Source organism: Nocardia abscessus (assembly GCF_015477775.1).
GTDB classification, from domain to species: domain Bacteria; phylum Actinomycetota; class Actinomycetes; order Mycobacteriales; family Mycobacteriaceae; genus Nocardia; species Nocardia abscessus_A.
In genome coordinates, this window is record NZ_JADLQO010000002.1 from 828,447 (window position 1) to 847,642 (window position 19,196).

Sequence of the window (19,196 nt, forward strand, 5' to 3'; positions counted from 1 at the left end):
GCCCAGGTGGGAACGGGACCTTCGGGGGGCGAGGATCAGAGGGTGGCGGCGATCCGGTCGCCGATCTCCACGGTCGACGCGGCGCCCGAGCGGGACTCGAGGTCCTTCGCGACGGCCGACTCGATGCGCGTGGCCGCCTCGGTGTCGCCGAGGTGGTTGAGCAGGAGGGAGACCGAGAGGATCGCCGCGGTTGGGTCGGCCTTGGACTGACCGGCGATGTCGGGGGCGCTGCCGTGCACCGGCTCGAACATGCTGGGGTTCGTCCCGGAGGCGTCGATGTTGCCGCTGGCGGCCAGCCCGATGCCGCCGCTCACGGCGGCGGCGAGATCGGTGATGATGTCGCCGAAGAGGTTGTCGGTGACGATCACGTCGAACCGGCCCGGATCGTTGACCATGTGGATGGTCGCGGCATCGATGTGCTGGTAAGCCGTGGTGACCTCGGGGAACTCGGCCGCGACCTCGTCCACGGTGCGCTGCCAGAGCGAGCCGGCGAAGGTGAGCACGTTGTTCTTGTGCACCAGCGTCAGGTGCTTGCGCCGTGCCTGCGCCTTGGCGAAGGCGTAGCGCACGACGCGCTCGATGCCGAAGCGGGTGTTGGTGCTGACCTCGGTGGCCACCTCGTGCGGGGTGTCGACGCGAATCGCGCCGCCGGTGCCGGTGTACGGGCCCTCGGTGCCCTCGCGCACCACGACGAAGTCGATGTCGGGATTGCCCGCCAGCGGGCTGGTCACGCCGGGGAACAGCTTGGACGGCCGCAGGTTCACGTGGTGGTCCAGCGCGAACCGGGTGCGCAGCAACAGACCGCGTTCGAGCACGCCGCTGGGCACCGACGGGTCGCCGATCGCGCCGAGCAGGATCGCGTCGTGCTGCTTCAGCTCGGGCAGCACCGAATCCGGCAGGATCTCGCCGGTCGCGTGGTAGCGGCGCGCACCGAGGTCGTACTCGGTCTTCTCGACACCGGGCACGACCACGTCGAGCACCTTGAGCGCCTCGGCGATGACCTCGGGCCCGATCCCGTCGCCCGGGATGACAGCAAGCTTCATGACAAATGCTCCGTTCGATGTTGCCGGTAACGGCCGACACGACGTGCGGCCCGGAGATGACCGCCGGGGCGCGCACGACAGTCCGGCCGGGGTGACCGCAGCATCGTCACGGTACTCGGCGCGGCCGGATCGCCGAGCACCGGGCGCGATGACGCGGCGGGTCCGCGCGCCGGGAGAGTGACCGGCGCCGCGCACGAGTGCTTCGTGCGCGGCGCCGATTCCGCGTGTGCCGGGGCGCTGCGGCCCCGATCAGGTCAGGTCAGGTCGACCTGGACGACCTTGGCGGCGCCGACCGACTCGGCGATCGCGTCCTGCACGTCGACGGGCACCTCGCGGGCCACGCGCAGCACCACGGTGGCGCCTTCCTTGTCGACGTCCTGGGTCAGCTGCGCGGCCAGGATGTCGACCTCGGCCTCGCCGAGCTTGGTGCCGATCTTGCCCAGCGCGCCCGGCCGGTCCTCGTAGTTCAGGATGGCCAGGTTGAGGCCCTCGGCGCGCATGTCGTAGTTGCGGCCGTTGATGTTGACGATCTTCTCCACCAGCTGCGGTTCGGTCAGCGTGCCCGCGACGTTCAGGGTGCTGCCGTCGCCGAACACAGCGCGCAGGTCGACGAGGCTGCGGTGGCTCGGGCTCTCCGACACTGTGGTGACCTCGGCGGTGATGCCGCGATCCTTGGCCAGCGCGGGCGCGTTGACGAAGGTGACCTGGTCCTCGACCAGCGCGGAGAAGATGCCGCGCAGCGCGGACAGCTCCAGCACCCCGACCTCCTGCGCGGCCAGCTCGCCGCGCACCTGGACCTCGACGCTGACCGGCAGCTCGTTGGACAGCGCGCCGAGCAGCGCGCCCTGCTTGCGGACGATGTCCAGCCAGGGGGCGACTTCTTCGCCGACCGTGCCGCCGGTGACGTTCACCGCGCCGGGCACGAACTCACCGGCCAGGGCCAGCAGTACCGACTTCGCGACGTCGGTGCCCGCGCGATCCTGCGCCTCGGAGGTGGAGGCGCCCAGGTGCGGGGTCACCACGACCTGCGGCAGGTCGAACAGCGGGCTGTCGGTGCACGGCTCGGTCTCGAACACGTCCAGACCGGCGGCGCGCACGTGGCCGGACTTGATCGCCTCGGCCAGGGCGGACTCGTCGACCAGACCGCCGCGGGCGGCGTTGACGATGATCACGCCCGGCTTGGTCTTGGCGATGGCCTCCTTGCCGATCAGGCCCTTGGTCTCCGGGGTCTTCGGGAGGTGGATCGAGATCAGGTCGGCGCGCTCGAGCAGCTCGTCGAGGGTGAGCAGCTCGATGCCCAGCTGCGCGGCGCGGGCGGGCGACACGTAGGGGTCGTAGGCGACGATCTTGGTCTCGAAGGCGGCCAGGCGCGCGGCGAACAGCTGGCCGATGCGGCCGAGGCCGACGACGCCGACGGTCTTGCCGAAGATCTCCACGCCGTTGAACTTGCTGCGCTGCCAGGTGTGCTCACGCAGGGTGGCGTCCGCGGCGGGAACCTGACGGGCGGCCGACAGCAGCAGGGTGACCGCGTGCTCGGCGGCGGTGTGGATGTTCGAGGTGGGCGCGTTCACGACCATGACGCCGCGCTCGGTGGCGGCGGGCACGTCGACGTTGTCCAGGCCGACACCCGCGCGGGCGACGATCTTGAGGTTCTTCCCGGCTTCCAGGACCTCGGCGTCGACCGTGGTCGCCGACCGCACCAGCAGCGCGTCGGCCTCGGGCACCGCGGCCAGCAGCGCCGGGCGGTCGGGTCCGTCGACCCACCGGACCTCGACACCGTCACCGAGCGCGTCGACGGTCGACTGGGCGAGCTTGTCGGCGATCAGAACTACAGGACGGCCTGCTTGGCTCACGTGGAGTACTCCTGGGGAATGGGGTCGGCAATTACCGCCGACCAGCTTAGTGCGCGCGATTTCCGCCTCGGCTACCACCTGGTAGGCGGGCGTCCTCAGTCTTTCCGGTGGAAAGAATATGAAGACCGGTCTACAGTCAGGGCATGGGCGTCAAAGGCACCGAGACTCGCGGCAAACTCGTCGAGGCGGCGCGCACACTGGTGGAGCGGCACGGTTACTACGGCGCCGGGCTCAATCAGATCCTGGCGGCCAGCGGCGCGCCACGCGGTTCGCTGTACTTCCACTTCCCCGGCGGCAAGGACGAATTGGTCGCGGCGGCGATCGCCCAGGCGAGCAAGGAGATCGCGGCGCTGATCGACACGATCGAACCCGGCGACGCCGCCGCGGCCGCGAGCAGGCTGCTGCGCATGTTCGGTGATCGGCTGGAAGCGTCCGGGTGGCAACAGGGTTGCCCGGTCGCCACCGTGGCCTTAGACGTGGCGGCGGCGAACGACGCGGTCCAAGCCGAGTGCGCCGCCGCCTACGCCGCCTGGCAACAGGCGCTGCGGCTGCGATTGCGGGCCGATGGCCGCGAGAACGCCGACGACCTGGCCGCCGCGGTGCTCGCCATGGTCGAGGGGGCGCTGCTACTGGCGCGTGCGCAACGCAGTCGCGAACCTTTGGAACGCGTCGAACGCACTCTACTCGCCCTGCTCTGAGTCGAGAGTCCGTCAACCCGCTTCCTTTTTCATAGCCTCAAAATATGTAGACCGGTCTAGTAAGGAGAATGTCATGTCCGACAGCATCGTGTTCGGAGCCGCTGGATTCCTCGGCCGCGCCGCGGTCGCCCGGCTGCTCGAGCAGGGGCGTTCCGTCACCGCCGCCTTGCGTGCGGGCAGCGAGGAGCGGCTCACCAGTTGGCTGCGCAGACGCGGCGTCGACTCGGGCGCGCTGGAAATCGTCGCGTGCGACGTCACCGCCGAGGACCTGGGTCTGCCCGCCGGGTTCGACCCGTCCGGCATCCGCGACGTGTACAACTGCGCGGCCCGCTTCGCCTTCGGACTCGCGCCCGAGGACGCGTACGCGGTCAACGTCACCGGCGCGCTGCACGTACTGGAGTGGGCCGCCGCCCTGCCCGGCCTGCGACGCCTCGTCCACATCACGGGATATCGGATCACCGTCGAGCAATCCGAGGAACAGCATTGGGAGAAGGGCGCTTACGGTGCATCCAAGTTCGAGTCGGATCCGCTGCTGCGGCGGCGAGCCGCCGAGCTGGGCGTCGCGCTGACCATCGCGAACCCGAGCAGTGTGATCGGCCCCGGTCAATACGTCGGGCTCGCCGGTGTGGTCGAGCAACTGTGGAACGGAAGACTCCCGGTCACCCCCGGCGGGGCGGATACGTTCGTGCCGATCGTCGATCTGGACTACTTCACCGACTTCTTGATCAGTCTCCCCACCCTGCCGGATACCGCGGGCCGGTCCTACACGGTTCTCGACGATCGAACTCCGGTGCTGCCGACGCTGATCCGGCTGCTGGCCGGGCACATGGGGGTCCGCGCGCCGCGGTTCTCGATTCCGGTCGGTGTCATCGAGAAACTTCCGCGCGCGTTGACCGGCGCCGATCCAGAGTCGCTGAGCTTCATCGCCGACGACCGCTACGACACCTCGGCGGCACAGGACGTGGCCCGCCGCGCCGGACTCACCATGCCTTCGACCGAGGCCACCCTGCTGACCTGGGCCGACCATCTCGTGGCCAGCCGGTTCGGCGCGGTGGCCGACGATCCAACCGCCGGATTCGCCGATGGCGTCTGGGTGAGCGGCGAACGGCAACGCCCCGCCTACGTTCTCGTGCACGGGCTTCCGCTCGACGGTGAATCGTGGCACGCGGTACGCGCGGAGTTGGACGAGCCGAGCCTGGTCGTCGACCTGCCCGGCCTCGGGCGCTCGGCGCCCGGCGATCCCGATGCGGCGCTCCCAAGGCTGCTCGCCTCCGTCCACACCCGCCCCGTGCTGGTCGGTCACTCACTCGGCTGCGGTCCGGTGCTGCGGTACGCGGCGGAGCATCCCGAGCGGATCTCCGGCGTGCTACTGGTGGCGCCCGCGTTCTTGCAGCCGCGGTCCGGCTTGCTGCTGCGCTCACCGTTGGCGGCGGCGGCGATGCGCCGGATGTCGTCGACCGCCTTGGCGAAACAGCTCGGCGTACCCGACAGCGCCGCGATCGCGAGCGCCGCGGCGAACCTGCGCAGGCCGGGCGTCGCCGCCCGCACCGTCGCCGCGCTGCGCCGCGCGAGCGCTCCCGCTCGGCGTGCGGAGTTGCGCGCACTGCTCGAACGGATCGAGGTGCCGGTGCGGATCATCACCGGTTCCGGTGATCCACTCACCGTCAGGACAGCTCGGGACGCGATTTCGATCGAGGGCACCGGCCATTACCCGCAGTTGACCCACCCCGCCCGGGTCGCGGCGGAACTCGCCCGGATCCCTGCCGTCGGGGCGCTCGGCTGATCCCGCCGCCGCTCCCGTGACAACGGCCTCGCACAGCGGCGGGCCCCCACACCTTCTCGGTGCGGGGGCCCGCTCGGTCACGCCCTCGGTCGGCGCGGGACCCGGTCGATCTGCTCGACCGTACGTCGGTCAGCGGCCGCCGAAGGAACCCGTCCACAAGGTGTCGACCAGGCCGTGCAGAGCGGCGCCGAGCGTATTGAAAAGACCGTTCAGGGCAGCGCTACCGGTGTCGATGATAACGGGGATCATGGAAATACCTCTTCCTCGAAACATAATCCAGTCGAACTGGCTGACACGAGGCACATCGGCGGCCACGGGGTGGCAGTTACGGAATTCGACAATATGGAGATGCAGGCCACATTAGCACATCATTGTGGCGCACGACACCTCCGATCCCATGCTTGAGCTGCGAATCTAGTCAAACGTCCAGGTCAGAGCGCCCACAGTGCTGCACCAATTTCTCAAGCCAACGAGCACAGCGAGACGACTCGAAAGAAAGTCGCCGAGAGGTCACATCCCCAGGAAATAGGGGCTTCCGAGCGACGCTGCCGAAAAACTCGCCCTAATTTGAACAATAGAGCATATGAATAACTCTTGATTACCCGCCCGGCGGCCCATGGAGAATTGTGACGCCCGGTCGACACCGATGTTCGGCGACCGAAGCGGCCGAGGGCAGCGGGTGCTCAGGATGCCTCGGTGGTGACCAACCGCACATCCCCGGCCTCCTTCGTGACGGCCACCGCGCGGGCGAACGCGCGTACCCGCGGAGTCTCGCGGTAGCGGTGCCACACCAGCCCGAGCCGGGACTCGGCGATCCCGGTCACCGGTACGAAGACCACCGGCCGCCTGCGGTGTGATTCCGCGGTCGGATGGCACAGCAGCATCGCGCCGCGGCCGGCTGCCACCGCGGCGAGGCCCTCCTCCAGCGTGCCGACCTCAGGGCCGGGGCGCACCCTGCGGCCCTCCGGCGTCACGTCCAGCGCCTGCGCCCTGCGCCAGTACTCCGGCGCCGGAGCGCGCACGCCGACCAGCGTGACCTCCGCGAGTTCCTCCACCGACAGCGCGGCACGTCCCGCGAGCGGGTGGGTGCTGGCCACCGCGAGCGTCTGGGGCTGCCCCTCGAACACCGATCCGAGCACCAGATCACGCTCGCCCATCGGCAGCAGCACGACCGCGGCGTCGACCTCGGCGCGCCGTAGCGCACCGAACGGATCGGCCAAGGGGATCTCGACCAGCTCGGCCGAGCAGTCCGGATGACGCCGCTGAAACAGCTCGACGGCGGCCATCAGGTGATCGTTGCCCGCGCCCTGGAAACCGATGCGCAAGATCCCGTCCACACCTCGGGCGGCGGCGCGGGCATCGTCGACCGTCGCGCGCAACGCGGCATAGGCGGGGCGCAGTTCGGCGAGGAAATCCGTACCGAGCGGAGTCAACCGGACGGTACGGCTGGTGCGTTCCACGAGCCGGCCGCCAATGCGCCGCTCCAGCGCGCGCAATAGCTGGCTCACCCTGCTCTGCGACACGTACAGCCGCTCGCCGGCCCGCCCGAAGTGCAGTTCCTCGGCGAGCGCGAGAAACGCCTCCAGCTCACGGATCTCCACCCCGCCCATCAGGCTCCCTTCCACGGTCGATGAGTCCAGCTCATAGAACTATGAGAGCTTCGCCGTTGTTTCCCCCTGCCACGAGCCGTTGGCTGGAGGACATGACACAGGTTCAGGAACTCGTTGCGCCGCCGCCGGTTTCGGCGATTCGCGGCCGGCTCGGCGTCGCCGCCGTGACCGCGGGCACGTTCACGGTGGTCACCTCCGAGATGCTGCCGGTCGGCCTGCTCACTCCGATCGGCTCGGCGCTGCGGGTGAGCGAAGGCAGCGTCGGTCTCGCGTTGACGGTGACGGGCCTGGTGGCCGCGGTGTCGGCGCCCGTGCTCACCGCGGCGCTGGGCCGGATCGAGCGCAGGGTGGTGCTCTGCGGATTGATGGCGGTGCTCGCACTGGGCAACCTCGGCACCGCATGGGCGCCCACCTTCGGGGTGCTGATGGGGGCGCGGGTGCTGGTCGGCGTGGGCATGGGCGGTGTGTGGGCGCTCGCCGCGAGCCTGGCGGCGCGGCTGGTGCCCGCACGGTCGGTGACCGCCGCGACGTCGCTGGTCTTCGCCGGCGTCGCGGTCGCCTCGGTGCTCGGCATCCCCGCGGGAACCGTACTGGGCGCGCTCGCCGGGTGGCGGATCGTGTTCGCCGCCGCCGCGGGGCTCGCGCTGCTGGTCCTCACGGCGATGGCGGCCGCGCTGCCGCGCCTGCCCGCGACGGAGGCCGCGGCGCTGGGCGGCGTGCTGCGGCTGACGCGGCAGCCGGGCTTGCGCGTCGCCCTGCTCGTGGTCGCGTTCCTGGTCACCGGCCACTTCGCCGCCTACACCTACGTGCGGCCGGTGCTCGAGGAGGTGACCGGCGTCGGCGCGGGGACGATCGGCACCCTGCTGCTGGTGTACGGGATCGCCGGTGTCGCGGGCAATTTCGGCGCGGGCGCGGCAGCGGCACGGACACCGCGCAAGACCCTGATCGCGATCGGCTCGATCCTCGCCGCCGCCGCGATCGTCTTGCCCGTGCTCGGCGCCGCGCTGCCGCAGGCCATCGTGCTGATGGTCGTGTGGGGCCTGTCCTACGGCGGCGTCTCGGTGAGCACGCAGAACTGGGTCTTCGCCGCGTCACCCGGAGCGAAGGAAGGCGCGTCCGCCCTGTTCGCCGGGGTTTTCAATGCCGCCATCGCACTCGGGTCGCTGACCGGCGGGCTGGCCGCGGACAGGGTGGGCCTCGCCGCCGCCCTGTGGCTCGGCGGCGCGCTGGCTGTCGTCGCCGTGGTCGTTGCCGCGTTCGGAACAGTCGGCCATCGTCGGTGAGCGGCGGCGAAAAGCGTTCGCGGCGACCCTTTTCGGCACCTACCATCGCGTTCATGTCTCTGCGCGCGATACCGGCTTCGATGGACCCGGCGGTGGTCGGGTCGATCGATCGTGAGCTGGATCGGGTCGAGCGGGAGCACCGGGTGTCGATCCGGCTCGCGATCGAAAGCGGCAGCCGTGCTTGGGGGTTCCCGTCTCCCGATTCGGACTACGACTGCCGGTTCGTGTACGTCGCGGCGCTGGAGACCTACCTGTCCCCGTGGCGCACCCGGGACGTGGTGGAGACGCCGCTCGCGGGCTTGCTCGACGTGAACGGCTGGGATCTGGCCAAGGCGCTGCGGCTGCTGGTGCAGGGCAACGCCGTGCTCATCGAATGGCTGATGTCGCCGATCGTCTACCGCGGCGACCCGGCATTCCGGGACCGGCTGCGCACGGTGGCCGACGAGGTCGCCGACCGCGACAAGGTCGCTCGGCACTATCTGCACCTGGGCGCCAAGCAGTGGGGCTTGTTCGAGCGCAGCGGGTCGCTGAAGAAGGTGTTCTACGCGTTGCGTCCGGCGATGGCGCTGCGGTGGCTGCGCGAGCATCCCGCGGCGGCGGTGGCGCCGATGCATCTGCCGACGCTGCTTCGGCAGTGCGAGCTGCCCGACGGGTTGCCGGACGCGGTGCGCGAGCTGACCGACCTGAAGTCACGGACCCGCGAGATGGGCAGCGGGTCGGTGCCCGCGCCGATCACCACGTTCATCACCGCCGAATTCGCCTGCGCCGCCGAGTCGTTCCGGAAGTCCGGCCCCCGCGATCTCACGCGTGCCCGTGCGATCACCGCGGAGTTCTTCCGCTCCGAGGCGCTGGCGGGCTGACCCCTACGACCCGGGAACCGCCGCGGCCGTTCGCTCGTCCGCATCATCGGACTCGGCGACCGCGTCGGCGTAGGCCTGGGCGAGCTGTTGGGTGGCGGACGGGCGGTCCGGGTTCGGGCGCGGGATGCCGAGGTGGCTCTCGCGTAGTTCGTCCATGAACTCCGCCCACAGTCGCGGACCGCCCGCCTCGAGCAATTCGGCCCGCACCCGCAGACGCTTGGTGGTCGGGCGGTGCCGCAGACCCCACGCCCCGAGCTGCGCCATGACCGGCACCAATTGGATCGCGGATTCGGTGAGCCGGTATTCCGCCTTCTGTCCGGGTCTGGTGTCCTCCCGGCTGAGCAGCCCCGCCGCCACCAGGCGCTTGAGCCGATCGGACAGGATGTTGGAGGCGATGCCCTCCTCGGAGCCGGCCAGCAGCTCGCGGAAGTGGCGCCGGTCGCCGAACATCACGTCGCGCAGCACGAGCAGCGTCCACCGATCGCCGATCACCTCGATCGTCGCGTTGATCGGGCACCCGGAACGTCCGTCCTCGCGCATCCGGCACTCCTGTCCCGTCGACATGTACTGCTTGCAATATACAACCAGACGCTTATGCGACGCCTCGGCCGCGCACTCCCCCACACTGGTCCAGGTGACCTCACCCGCTCCGCCCCGTGAATGTCCCGAACAGGCGAAAGGCCCCGCACCATCCCGGTGCGGGGCCTTTCGGAAGCTAAGTCGCGATCAGAGAACGCGGACGTCCTGGGCCTGCGGACCCTTTTGTCCCTGGCCGATCTCGAACTCCACGCGCTGCCCCTCATCGAGGGACCGGAAACCCGAGCCGCTCACAGCCGAGTAATGCACGAAGACGTCGGGCCCCCCGCCGTCCTGTGCGATAAAGCCGAAGCCCTTCTCGCTGTTGAACCACTTCACAATGCCTTGAGCCATTTCATACTTTCTGTAGACGAGCCAGGTAGGTGTTATGAGATGCCCTGGTCTCGTAGATCAACGATGCCATGATCCGACGAATTCCTCACGTTCCGCACCACCAACTGTGAGCTAACGCTCACGACGAGGCTCGGCTCCGTCGTGCGCGAGTGCACGCTCGGTTCACTCGCGACGCTCGCTCAGGGCGGGCTGGGTCTGTCACCTCCCACAATCGGTACGGTCCCGATCCGTGCGACGTCGGGGCCCATCGGGCGGATACCCGCACGCCGCCCGAGATAACACCCGCCGCCCACCCCTGATGAGCACGCTGCACTCGCAGGGGCCACCGCGCCCGGCATCATGGACTCCTTCTTCGACGCGGCTCGACAGCGATACTTATTCGCTACCAGTTTCCTTGTGCCCCAACTGGTTTCAGTGTACCGCACGCAGACTCCGACACTTCAGCCTACGTCCGGGGGGCCGCCGCGCGCACCGTTCGTTAAGTTCTGTTCACGGGCGTAGATAGCGCACCTGACGCGGTTTCGTCTCGTCGTAGGCGGCGCGGCCCGCCAGATACTCCGGCACACCGACCTCCCACCACGCGCCCGCCTCCGTCCACGCCGCGGGCTGCGTCCGCACGACCAGCACGGCCGGGCGGCGCTCGGCCTTCGCGGCCGCTCGCGCCCGCGCGTAGGCGTCCCGAAACGCCTCCAGGTCGGAGGCCGTGAACACCGCACATCCCAAGGCGGCGGCGTGGGCGGCGAAATCGACCCGGGGTGGATGTTCGTGCCCGGTACGGCAATCGGCGTAGAAGTTGTTGAACGGCTCGCCGCCTTGCCCCTCCTGCAGCCGGGCGATCACGGCGTAGCCGTCGTTGTCGCAGACCACCGCGACGAAGGGATGCCCGGCGAACGCCGCCGAGAACAATTCCGAGTTCAGCATCAGATACGAGCCGTCCCCGAGCAGTGTGGTCACCACACCATCCGCGTGCGCCATGGCCGCACCCCACGCGCCCGCGAGCTCGTAGCCCATGCAGGAGAAGCCGTATTCCACGTCCATGGTCGGTGTGCCGCCGGTCGCCCGCCAGCCGCCGACGAGTTCCCCGGGCAGGCCGCCGGAAGCCGTCATCACATAGTCGCTCGGCCCGCTCAGGTCGTTCACCGCGCCGACCACTTGGGCATAGCTCGGCGTGCCCGGGGTCGGTGCGCGCAGCTCGTCGATGTGCGCGTCCCAGGTGCTGCGCAGTACGGCTGCTCGCGCCGTCCACTCCGAGTCGACGCGCCACTGCCCCAGCTGCCCGGCAAGCTCACCCACGGCGGCGTCGGCGTCGCCGACCACCGCGAGGGCGCCGTGCTTGACGGCGTCGAACCGGGCCACGTTGATCGTGACCAGCCGAACGCCCGGCGCGAAGACCGTCCAGGACGCGGTGGTGAAGTCCTGCAACCGGGTTCCGACCGCCAGGACGAGATCGGCTTCGGCCGCCATCGCGTTCGCCGACGCCGAGCCGGTGATGCCCAGCGGTCCCGCGTACAGCGGATGGTCGTGCGGCACGAGGGTGCGGCCCGCAGTGGTCTCCACGACCGGAAGGTCGTACCGCTCGGCGAATTCCAGCACGGTGCGCCCCGCTCCCGAATAGCGGACGCCGCCGCCGAGGATCAGCAGTGGGCGTCGCGCGCCGCGCAGTGCGGCGACGGCTTCGGCGAGCGTCCGCTGGTCGGGGCGCGGCCGCGGAAGACGGTGCACCACCGGCCGGAAAAGCGCGTCGGGGAAGTCGTAGCTCTCGGCCTGGACATCCTGCGGGAGCGCAAGGACGACCGGACCGGCATCGGCCGGATCCGTGAGCACCCCGACCGCCTGAGGCAGGGTGGCGATCAGCTGTTCCGGGCGGGTGACGCGGTCGAAATACCGGCTCACCGCCCGGAACGCGTCGTTGACCGTGACGGTCGGGTCGCCGAAGTGCTCGACCTGCTGCAGGACCGGGTCCGGCGCGCGTCCGGTGAAGGTGTCGCCGGGAAGCAGCAGCAGCGGAAGGCGGTCGGCGTGCGCGACGCCCGCCGCCGTCACCATGTTCAGCGCGCCGGGACCGATCGATGACGTGGCGACACCGACCTGACGCCGGTGCGCGGCCTTGGCATAGCCGACCGCGGCGAGCGCCATCCCCTCCTCGGTGTGCCCGCGCCAGACCGGCAGTTCGTCGCGCCGCTCGTGCAGCGCGGTGCCGAGGCCGAGCACGTTGCCGTGGCCGAAGATCGCGAAGACGGCGGGGAACAACGGCACCTCGCGGCCGTCGAGCGTCTCGGAGCGCTGGGCGATCAGCCAGGACACCAGCGCCTGCGCCGTGGTCGATCTCATCCGATCCGTCCTTCGTGGGAGGTGACCGGGCAGCGGGGATCGAGCGGCTCGGCGTCCCAGCGCCCCCGCACCCAGCTGTGGGCGGGGTCGTCGCAGAACGCCATCGATCGCTCGGGGGCCGGACCGGCCAGCACGTTGAGGTAAAACATCGGATAGCCCGGGGCCGCGATACACGGCCCGTGATACCCGTGCGGGATCAGGAAGACGTCACCATCGCGGACCGCCACGTTCTCGTCGACCGTGCCATCGGCCGTGTAGGTGCGGTGCATGCCGAATCCCTCGCGCGACGGCGTGATCCCGTCGCGTCCGGCGATGCGGAAGTAGTAGATCTCCTCGTTGACGACTTCACAGTCGCTCGCCTGGTCGTGCTTGTGCGGCGGATAGGACGACCAGTTGCCGTCCGGGGTGATCAGCTCGCAGGCATTGAGCTTGTCCGCGTGCTCCCACACACCGGGTATCCCGAAGTTCGTGACTTGGCGCGTCGCGCTGCCTGCGCCGCGAACTTCGACCGGAACCTGCTCAGCGGGGCCGTATCTCGGCTCGAGCCGTCTCCCGCAGCGGGCCATCGGCAACGCCACCTCCAGGTCGCCGCCCTCGGCCACCAACTCCACCTCGGCGTCGCGCGGGACGTAGACGAAGTCCGTCACGCGGGTGAAGACCGATTCGCGACCGGCCAGTGTGAAGCTCGCGCCGTCGACGCGCACCGTGCACGCTCCGGCCAGTGGAAGCACGAAAGCCTCGAACTCGCCCGTCCGCACGACGCGCGAGGCGCCCGCGCCGATCCGCAGGACACGCAGCCCGGCGTAGGTCCATCCGGCGTCGGCGGGCATGAGGTGAATCGGATCGCCGTCACGGCGAAGCGTCCCGTCCGGCCGATGCAGTGTCATCGTCATCGCGCCTCCTCCGTACGCACTCCGCGGATATCGGCGATCCGGTCGCCGCGGGTTCCCTTCAGCAGCCGAGCGGCGGTGTCCACCGCCCGGGCGACGTCGCCGTCCGGCGGGTACAGCAAAGTGCGCCCGACGACGAGACCGCGCACCACGTCGTGGCCGAGCGCCCCGCCCCACAGCGCGCGATCCACCGCCGAGTCACCGGAAGGAGCGCCGCCCAGCACGAGCACCGGCAAGGTGGTCGCGTCCAGTACCGAGACGTTCGGCGGCGCGGGAATCTTCAGCCAGGTGTAGGCCGAGGTGACGCCGAGCCCGGAGGCCACCGTGATCGCCCGGGACAGCGACAGCGCGTCTTTGCTCATCACGAGCGCGCCGTTGTCGTCCCGGTGATACGGCAAGGGTTCGACCATCGCCATCAGCTCGTGCGCCGCCAGTTCCGAGACCGCCCGCGCGCAGGCTTGCAGCGTCGGCACGGTGCCCGCGTCGGAATCGACCAGGCGCAGCAGCATCTTGCCGCCGTCGAGCCGGAATCGCGCCAGAGCCTCGGCGTCGTATCCGGTGAATCGGTCATCGATCTCCCATTCCGCGCCGGCCAGTCCGCCGCGGTTCATCGATCCGATCACGACCTTGTCGTCCAGCGCGTCCAGCAGCAGCAGTTCTTCGACCACGTCCGGCGAGCCGAGCACGCCGTCGACATCCGGGTTGGCCAACGCGATCAGCAGCCGTTCCAGCAGCGTGCGCCGATCCGCCATGGCCGTGCGGTCCGCGCCGACGCCGAGCGCGCCGCGGGCGGGATGGTCCGCGGCGACCAGGAACAAGGTCTGCTTGCCCGCCAGCAGGTCGGTGCGCCGCACCCGTTTCGCGTAGGCCCGTTCGATCGCGGCGGGGTCCGTGGCGCGCACATGCAGTAACTCGCGCCAGCGTTCGTCGGTCACATGCATGGCAGCTCCTTCGTCCCGCGCTCGCCACTCACCCGCACAGCAGTTCCTCGATTTCCGCGGCCGTCGGCATCGCGTCGGCGCAGGCGAGACGCGAGGCGACCAGCGCGCCTGCCGCGTTGGCGTAGGTGGCGATGCGCCGCGGGTCCCAGTCCGAGAGCAGACCGTGGATGAGCGCGCCGCCGAATCCGTCACCCGCGCCGAGCCCACACACCACCTCCACGCGGCAAGGCGGCACCGTCCAGCGTTCCTCGGCGGTGGCCACCAGCACGCCGTCGCCGCCCTGCTTGATCACCGCGAGGCGCACCCCACGGGCGAGCAGCCGATCGGCGGCCGTGTCCGGGTCGGCGGTGCCCACCGCCACCTCGGCCTCGGTGCGGTTGCCGACCACCACGTTCACGTGGTCGACCATCCACCCGATCTCGGCGCGCGCGGTTTCCACGTCGGGCCAGAACATCGGCCGGTAGTCCAGGTCGAGCACCGTGTGCCCGCGGCGGGCGCGCCGCAGCAGGATCTCGCGCTGCGTGCCGCGGCCCGGTTCGGCGCTGACGCCGGTGCCGGTGACCCACAGCAGTGGCACTAAATCCACCACGTCCCACGGCACTTCGTCCGTGGTGAGGGTGAGATCCGGCGCGATCGGCGCCCGATAGAACAGCAGGGGCGGATCGGACGGCGGCGCGAGCTCGCAGAAGACGACGGGCGTCTGCAACTGCGGCGCGGTCGTGACGTAACGGGACGACACACCGAAGTCTTCCAGCGCCGTGCGCACGAAGTCGCCGAAGCCGTCGGGGCCCACCTTGGTCAGCACCGCCGAGCGACGACCGAGCCGGGCGGCTGCCACGGCGACGTTGGTCGCGGTGCCGCCCAGGAACTTGGCGAAACTGCGCACCTGCGCCAGGGCGACCCCGCTCTGTTCGGGATACAGGTCCACCCCGACGCGGCCGATGGTCAACGCCTCCAGCTCGCTTCCCGGAGTCTTCACGGCGTCACCACGCGCCGCAGTTCGTGCTGCAACGCCTCCAGTTCCGCCCCGCCCGCCATCTGACGGGTCAACTCCGGCAGATCGATCTCCGACTTCTCGTACGAACCGAGCATCGCGCCTCGCTTCAGCAGCAGGAATCGGTCGCCGACCGGATAGGCGTGGTGCGGGTTGTGCGTGATCAGCACGACGCCCAGCCCGCGTTCGCGCGCCTGCACGACGTACTTCAGCACCACCCCGGCCTGTTTGACGCCCAGGGCCGCGGTCGGCTCGTCGAGGATCAATACCTTCGCGCCGTAGTGCACGGCTCGCGCGATCGCGATGCACTGCCGCTGCCCGCCGGACAGCGTGCCGACCGGCTGTTCCAGATCGCGGATCTCGATCCCCATGTCCGCCAGTGCGGTACGTGCGATCTCGCAGCCTTTCTTGCGGTCCAGCAGCCGGAACGGCCCGTATCCGACAGTCGGCTCCGAGCCGAGCACGAAGTTGCGCCACACACTCATCAGCGGCACCACCGCGAGATCCTGGTACACCGTGGCGATGCCTCGGTCCAACGCCTCGCGCGGGGAGGCGAACCGAACAGGTTCGCGCTCGACGCGCAGTTCGCCGCGATCGTGCCGGTGCACCCCCGCGAGGATCTTGATCAGCGTCGACTTGCCCGCGCCGTTGTCGCCGAGCACGCAGGTCACCTCGCCCGCGTTCACCACCGTCGACACCTCGCGCAGGGCGACGACGCCGCCGTAGCTCTTGCCGAGGTCAACGGCCTCGATGAGGGGAGTCATCGGCGCACCCTTTCGGCTCGTTTCTGGAATCTGTTGTTGACCAGGACCGCCGCCAGCAGCAGCACGCCGAGGAACAGCATGAACCAGTCGCTGTCCCAGCGGGCGAACACGATGCCCTGGCGCGCCATGCCGAAGATCAGCGCGCCGATCGCGGCGCCGATCGCCGAGCCGAAGCCCCCGGTGAGCAGGCAACCGCCCACCACGGCGGCGATGATGTAGTGCAGTTCGAGCCCCACGCCCTGGTTGGCCTGCACGCTGGCGAACCGCAGGATGGTGCACGAGCCCACCACCCAGGCCGCGAACGCGGTGCCCATGAACAGCAGGATCTTGGTGCGGTCCGCGGGGACGCCGACCGCGCGGGCGCTCGGCAGCGCGCCGCCGACGGCGAAGATCCAGTTGCCGAACCTGGTGCGGACCAGGATGACCGCAGCGATCGCGGTCAGCACGATCCACCAGACCACCGACGCCTGGATGTGCGCCGCACCGATGTCGAGCGTCGAGGCGAACACCCAACCCGCCGACTGGTAGCCGTCCGCGCTCCGCACCCCCGAGACCTGCACCGTATCGGTGACCAGTCGCGTGACGCCGAGGTTCAGGCCTTGCAGGGCCAGGAAGGTCCCCAGCGTCACGATGAAACTGGGCAGGCCGGTTCGCATCACCACCCAGCCGTTGAACGCGCCGACGACCAGCGCGAACACCAGCGAGGCCAGCAGCGCGAACCAGACGTTCCATCCGGCGTGCACCGCGAGCAACGCGGTGACCAGCGCCGTGGAGGCGGTCATCACGCCCGCCGACAGGTCGAACTCGCCGCCGATCATCAGCAGCGCCACGGCCACCGCCATGATGCCCAGCGTGGACGCGTCGTCCAGCCAGGTCGCGACGCCGAGCGGGCTCAGGAACCGGTCGGTGACGAGGGAGAAGAACACGAACACCAGCAGCGCGCCGAGCGCCGCGCCGATCTCCGGCCGCACGGCCAGGCGTTGCAGCGGCGAGAGGCCCGGTCGGTCCCGCGTCGGATCGGATGTCTCTGTGGCAACGGTCATCTCATCCATTCCCGGCCTCAGCGCGTGCCCTGCGCCACGAGCGCGGCGACGGCGTCCACGTTGCTCTTGTCGACGAAGCCGGGGCCGGTCTGCACCGGCGCGCCGCCTCCGACGGTGTTCAGGTTCGCCCGGTACAGCCGCAGCAGCACGATCGGCAGGTAACCCTGCTCGTACTGTTGCTGATCGACCGCGAACAGCAGCTTCCCGGCCTGGATCGCCGCCACCACATCGGAATTGAGGTCGAAGGTCGCGACGGTGGCGGGCGACCGGGCCTCGCGGACGGCGTCCACGGCCCGCGCGGCGACCTGGGAGTTCAGCGTCAGTACCGCGTCGATGGACCGGTCGGCCTCCAGCGCGCCTTTGATCCTCGATTGCGCGTCGGTCGGATTGTTGATGTCCACTTGGAGCGTGGTCGCGTTGCCGAACGCCTTCGTCGCGCCCGCGCAGCGCTCGTTCGCGCCGATATTGCCCGCCTCGTGGATGACGCACAGCATCTTCGTGCGCTCGGCCTCGGCGAGGCGTTCGCCCGCGGCCTGCCCGGCCAGCGATTCGCTTTGACCCACGTGAACGAACGCGCCGAATTTCGCGCTCTCGGACTCGCCGGAGTTGATCGTCACCACGGGAATTCCCGCGGCAACGGCCTTTTCGACGGACGGTCGCAGCGCCTCGGGATTGGCCATCGAGACCACCAGGCCGTCGACCCCTTGCGCCACCGCGTTGTCGATCAGTTTCGCCTGCTGGCCGGGATCACCGGAGGAGTTGTAGTCCACCCGGACACCGAGGTCCTCGCCCGCGGCCTCCGCGCCGTTCTTGACGACATTCCAGAACGCGTCGCCGGGGCTGCCGTGGGTCACCACCGCTACGGATTTCACCGTTCCGACGGCGATCGGCGTCTGCGAAGGGGCGGGCGCGTCGGCGCCGGGACCGCTGCACGCGGCCAGGACGGCGACCGTGGCGATCCACGGCAGCAGGCGGGTCAGATATCGCGCGGTCGCGCCGCGCCGTGGTCGCGGAGCCATCATCGTCATCGCCGACACTGGATTCCGGGCGCGGTGAGCGCGATGTCGGTGAGGTACCGCAGGCTGCGCCCGGTATCGCCGCTCGGCTTGCCCGCCGAGTCGGATATCCGCAGCGCGGCGTCCTGCTCCAGGACGTACCAGCCCCGATATCCCGCGCTCCGCACGGTGTGCACGAGTGCCGCGATGTCGACGTCACCCTCGCCCAGCGGCACGTACAGTCCGCGGCGCACCGCTTCGCTGTACTCGAGCTTCCCGCCACGTACCTGGTCGGCCAGCGCGCCGCGGACGTCCTTGAGATGGATGTGCCCGATCCGTTCGGCGTGCCGCCGCGCGAGCCGCACCGGGTCGGCGCCGCCGACGAGCAGATGTCCGGTGTCCAGGCAGATGTCGAGATCGGCGTCCGCGAGGAACCGCTCCACCTCGGCCTCGCTCTCCACGTGGGTGCCCACATGCGGATGCAGCACCGTGCGCAAGCCGTACCCGGCGGCGGCGTCGCGGATCGCGGTGGCGGTGTCGATCAGGGCGCGCCATTGCGAGTCGTCGAGTTGCGGGCGCTCGTCGTATCCACCGAATCCCGTGGCGGCGGCGAGCACGAGGACTTCCGCGCCCGTGGCGGCCAACAGCGCGGCGGTGTGCTCCGCCCGCGCGAGCGCGTCCTGCCGGTCGCGGTGCAGCACGACGGCGAGGAAGCCGCCGACCGCGGTGATACCGAATTCCTCGAGCAACTGTCGCGATTCACCCGGGTCGCACGGCAGATAGCCGGGTGGCCCGAGTTCGGTGGCGAACAGGCCGAGGGCGGCCATCTCCGACAGAACCGTGCGCGCGTCGAGCACGTGACCCCAGCCGGGGACCTCGCAGACTCCCCAGGAGATCGGCGCGGCCGCGAGGCGCAGCGGGTGCAGGGATTCGGTCATCGGCACTTCTCCGACCTTCGATATCGAGTTGACTCCGTGCTATTGGAGCGCTCCAACTATGTAACGCAGGTCATAGTGTGTCAAGAGCTTCTCTCATGCCGATCAAAGCGGTTCTACCAGCGATTATTACGATTCTTCCGGGCAGTTCTCGGGTGCCTTCGCGGACATCGAGTCCGATTAGAGCGCTCTATTGCCCCGCTCGCGGGCACCGCGTATCGTCCGACCCGGTGGAGGGGGCGG

The 19,196-nt window shown here is 69.9% G+C and carries 18 protein-coding genes; 4 read left to right on the forward strand and 14 right to left on the reverse strand.

All coding sequences use genetic code 11. The annotated features are described in order from the left end of the window. Positions 1-35: 35 nt before the first annotated feature. Together IU450_RS09550 and serA are read right to left on the reverse strand one after the other, a co-directional pair. Positions 36-1,043: a 3-isopropylmalate dehydrogenase gene (locus IU450_RS09550; RefSeq protein ID WP_195149349.1), complete on the reverse strand. Its 1,008-nt coding sequence runs from the start codon at positions 1,041-1,043 to the stop codon at positions 36-38. A 254-nt stretch (positions 1,044-1,297) separates the two neighbouring features. Beyond that, complete coding sequence (gene serA / locus IU450_RS09555; RefSeq protein WP_195149350.1) at positions 1,298-2,896, reverse strand: phosphoglycerate dehydrogenase; 1,599 nt, start codon at positions 2,894-2,896, stop codon at positions 1,298-1,300. 143 nt (positions 2,897-3,039) lie between these two features. Between serA and IU450_RS09560 the strand changes: the two genes are divergently transcribed. Together IU450_RS09560 and IU450_RS09565 are read left to right on the forward strand one after the other, a co-directional pair. Beyond that, positions 3,040-3,594, forward strand: a complete 555-nt coding sequence (locus tag IU450_RS09560; protein WP_195149351.1) for a TetR/AcrR family transcriptional regulator — start codon at positions 3,040-3,042, stop codon at positions 3,592-3,594. Between the two features lie 73 nt (positions 3,595-3,667). Next, a complete protein-coding gene (locus tag IU450_RS09565) occupies positions 3,668-5,377 on the forward strand; it encodes an alpha/beta fold hydrolase (protein WP_195149352.1) in 1,710 nt (569 codons plus the stop codon). 129 nt (positions 5,378-5,506) lie between these two features. On the opposite strand, the gene IU450_RS09570 is transcribed toward IU450_RS09565, so the two are convergent. Both IU450_RS09570 and IU450_RS09575 read right to left on the reverse strand, forming a co-directional pair. After that, positions 5,507-5,692 (reverse strand): hypothetical protein, encoded by a 186-nt coding sequence (locus tag IU450_RS09570; protein WP_157229770.1) that lies wholly within the window; start codon positions 5,690-5,692, stop codon positions 5,507-5,509. Positions 5,693-6,060: 368 nt separating this feature from the next. Further along, entirely contained in the window at positions 6,061-7,002 is a 942-nt protein-coding gene (locus tag IU450_RS09575; RefSeq protein ID WP_324197601.1) for a LysR family transcriptional regulator, read from the reverse strand. Between the two features lie 77 nt (positions 7,003-7,079). On the opposite strand from IU450_RS09575, the gene IU450_RS09580 reads away from it, so the two are divergent. Then, the gene (locus IU450_RS09580) at positions 7,080-8,270 is read left to right on the forward strand and encodes an MFS transporter (RefSeq protein ID WP_195149353.1); all 1,191 of its coding nucleotides are present in this window, start codon (positions 7,080-7,082) and stop codon (positions 8,268-8,270) included. Positions 8,271-8,323: 53 nt separating this feature from the next. After that, on the forward strand, positions 8,324-9,130 hold the full coding sequence (locus tag IU450_RS09585; protein ID WP_195149354.1) for a DNA polymerase beta superfamily protein: 807 nt from the start codon (positions 8,324-8,326) through the stop codon (positions 9,128-9,130). A 3-nt stretch (positions 9,131-9,133) separates the two neighbouring features. On the opposite strand, the gene IU450_RS09590 is transcribed toward IU450_RS09585, so the two are convergent. The 10 genes from IU450_RS09590 to IU450_RS09635 form a co-directional block, all read right to left on the reverse strand. Next, on the reverse strand, positions 9,134-9,670 hold the full coding sequence (locus IU450_RS09590) for a winged helix-turn-helix transcriptional regulator (RefSeq protein ID WP_195149355.1): 537 nt from the start codon (positions 9,668-9,670) through the stop codon (positions 9,134-9,136). A 186-nt stretch (positions 9,671-9,856) separates the two neighbouring features. After that, positions 9,857-10,060 (reverse strand): cold-shock protein, encoded by a 204-nt coding sequence (locus IU450_RS09595; protein ID WP_014987157.1) that lies wholly within the window; start codon positions 10,058-10,060, stop codon positions 9,857-9,859. Between the two features lie 489 nt (positions 10,061-10,549). Continuing rightward, positions 10,550-12,391, reverse strand: coding sequence for a 3D-(3,5/4)-trihydroxycyclohexane-1,2-dione acylhydrolase (decyclizing) (gene iolD / locus IU450_RS09600; RefSeq protein WP_195149356.1), 1,842 nt, complete (start codon positions 12,389-12,391; stop codon positions 10,550-10,552). Further along, complete coding sequence (gene iolB / locus IU450_RS09605; RefSeq protein ID WP_195149619.1) at positions 12,388-13,278, reverse strand: 5-deoxy-glucuronate isomerase; 891 nt, start codon at positions 13,276-13,278, stop codon at positions 12,388-12,390. The genes iolD and iolB overlap by 4 nt, the downstream gene beginning before the upstream one ends. A 2-nt stretch (positions 13,279-13,280) precedes the next feature. Continuing rightward, complete coding sequence (locus tag IU450_RS09610; RefSeq protein WP_195149357.1) at positions 13,281-14,222, reverse strand: aldolase; 942 nt, start codon at positions 14,220-14,222, stop codon at positions 13,281-13,283. Positions 14,223-14,250: 28 nt separating this feature from the next. Beyond that, positions 14,251-15,201 carry a 5-dehydro-2-deoxygluconokinase gene (gene iolC / locus IU450_RS09615; protein ID WP_324197602.1) on the reverse strand — a complete coding sequence of 317 codons (951 nt, stop codon included), beginning with the start codon at positions 15,199-15,201 and terminating at the stop codon, positions 14,251-14,253. Then, complete coding sequence (locus IU450_RS09620) at positions 15,198-15,980, reverse strand: ATP-binding cassette domain-containing protein (protein ID WP_195149358.1); 783 nt, start codon at positions 15,978-15,980, stop codon at positions 15,198-15,200. The genes iolC and IU450_RS09620 overlap by 4 nt, the downstream gene beginning before the upstream one ends. Continuing rightward, the gene (locus tag IU450_RS09625) at positions 15,977-17,032 is read right to left on the reverse strand and encodes an ABC transporter permease (RefSeq protein ID WP_416382851.1); all 1,056 of its coding nucleotides are present in this window, start codon (positions 17,030-17,032) and stop codon (positions 15,977-15,979) included. The genes IU450_RS09620 and IU450_RS09625 overlap by 4 nt, the downstream gene beginning before the upstream one ends. A gap of 8 nt (positions 17,033-17,040) precedes the next feature. Then, positions 17,041-18,051: a sugar ABC transporter substrate-binding protein gene (locus tag IU450_RS09630; protein ID WP_228834198.1), complete on the reverse strand. Its 1,011-nt coding sequence runs from the start codon at positions 18,049-18,051 to the stop codon at positions 17,041-17,043. Continuing rightward, entirely contained in the window at positions 18,048-18,956 is a 909-nt protein-coding gene (locus IU450_RS09635; RefSeq protein ID WP_195149360.1) for a TIM barrel protein, read from the reverse strand. The genes IU450_RS09630 and IU450_RS09635 overlap by 4 nt, the downstream gene beginning before the upstream one ends. Between the last annotated feature and the right edge of the window lie 240 nt (positions 18,957-19,196).

Bases quoted from the DNA above. Each gene is read 5' to 3' on its own strand.
- IU450_RS09590 (WP_195149355.1), bottom strand. From the start codon at position 9,670: ATGCGCGAGGACGGACGTTCCGGGTGCCCGATCAACGCGACGATCGAG.
- iolD (WP_195149356.1), bottom strand. From the start codon at position 12,391: ATGAGATCGACCACGGCGCAGGCGCTGGTGTCCTGGCTGATCGCCCAG.
- IU450_RS09560 (WP_195149351.1), top strand. From the start codon at position 3,040: ATGGGCGTCAAAGGCACCGAGACTCGCGGCAAACTCGTCGAGGCGGCG.
- IU450_RS09580 (WP_195149353.1), top strand. From the start codon at position 7,080: ATGACACAGGTTCAGGAACTCGTTGCGCCGCCGCCGGTTTCGGCGATT.
- IU450_RS09610 (WP_195149357.1), bottom strand. From the start codon at position 14,222: ATGCATGTGACCGACGAACGCTGGCGCGAGTTACTGCATGTGCGCGCC.
- iolB (WP_195149619.1), bottom strand. From the start codon at position 13,278: ATGACACTGCATCGGCCGGACGGGACGCTTCGCCGTGACGGCGATCCG.
- IU450_RS09550 (WP_195149349.1), bottom strand. From the start codon at position 1,043: ATGAAGCTTGCTGTCATCCCGGGCGACGGGATCGGGCCCGAGGTCATC.
- IU450_RS09585 (WP_195149354.1), top strand. From the start codon at position 8,324: ATGTCTCTGCGCGCGATACCGGCTTCGATGGACCCGGCGGTGGTCGGG.
- IU450_RS09625 (WP_416382851.1), bottom strand. From the start codon at position 17,032: ATGGATGAGATGACCGTTGCCACAGAGACATCCGATCCGACGCGGGAC.
- IU450_RS09630 (WP_228834198.1), bottom strand. From the start codon at position 18,051: ATGACGATGATGGCTCCGCGACCACGGCGCGGCGCGACCGCGCGATAT.
- IU450_RS09620 (WP_195149358.1), bottom strand. From the start codon at position 15,980: ATGACTCCCCTCATCGAGGCCGTTGACCTCGGCAAGAGCTACGGCGGC.
- IU450_RS09595 (WP_014987157.1), bottom strand. From the start codon at position 10,060: ATGGCTCAAGGCATTGTGAAGTGGTTCAACAGCGAGAAGGGCTTCGGC.
- IU450_RS09565 (WP_195149352.1), top strand. From the start codon at position 3,668: ATGTCCGACAGCATCGTGTTCGGAGCCGCTGGATTCCTCGGCCGCGCC.
- IU450_RS09635 (WP_195149360.1), bottom strand. From the start codon at position 18,956: ATGACCGAATCCCTGCACCCGCTGCGCCTCGCGGCCGCGCCGATCTCC.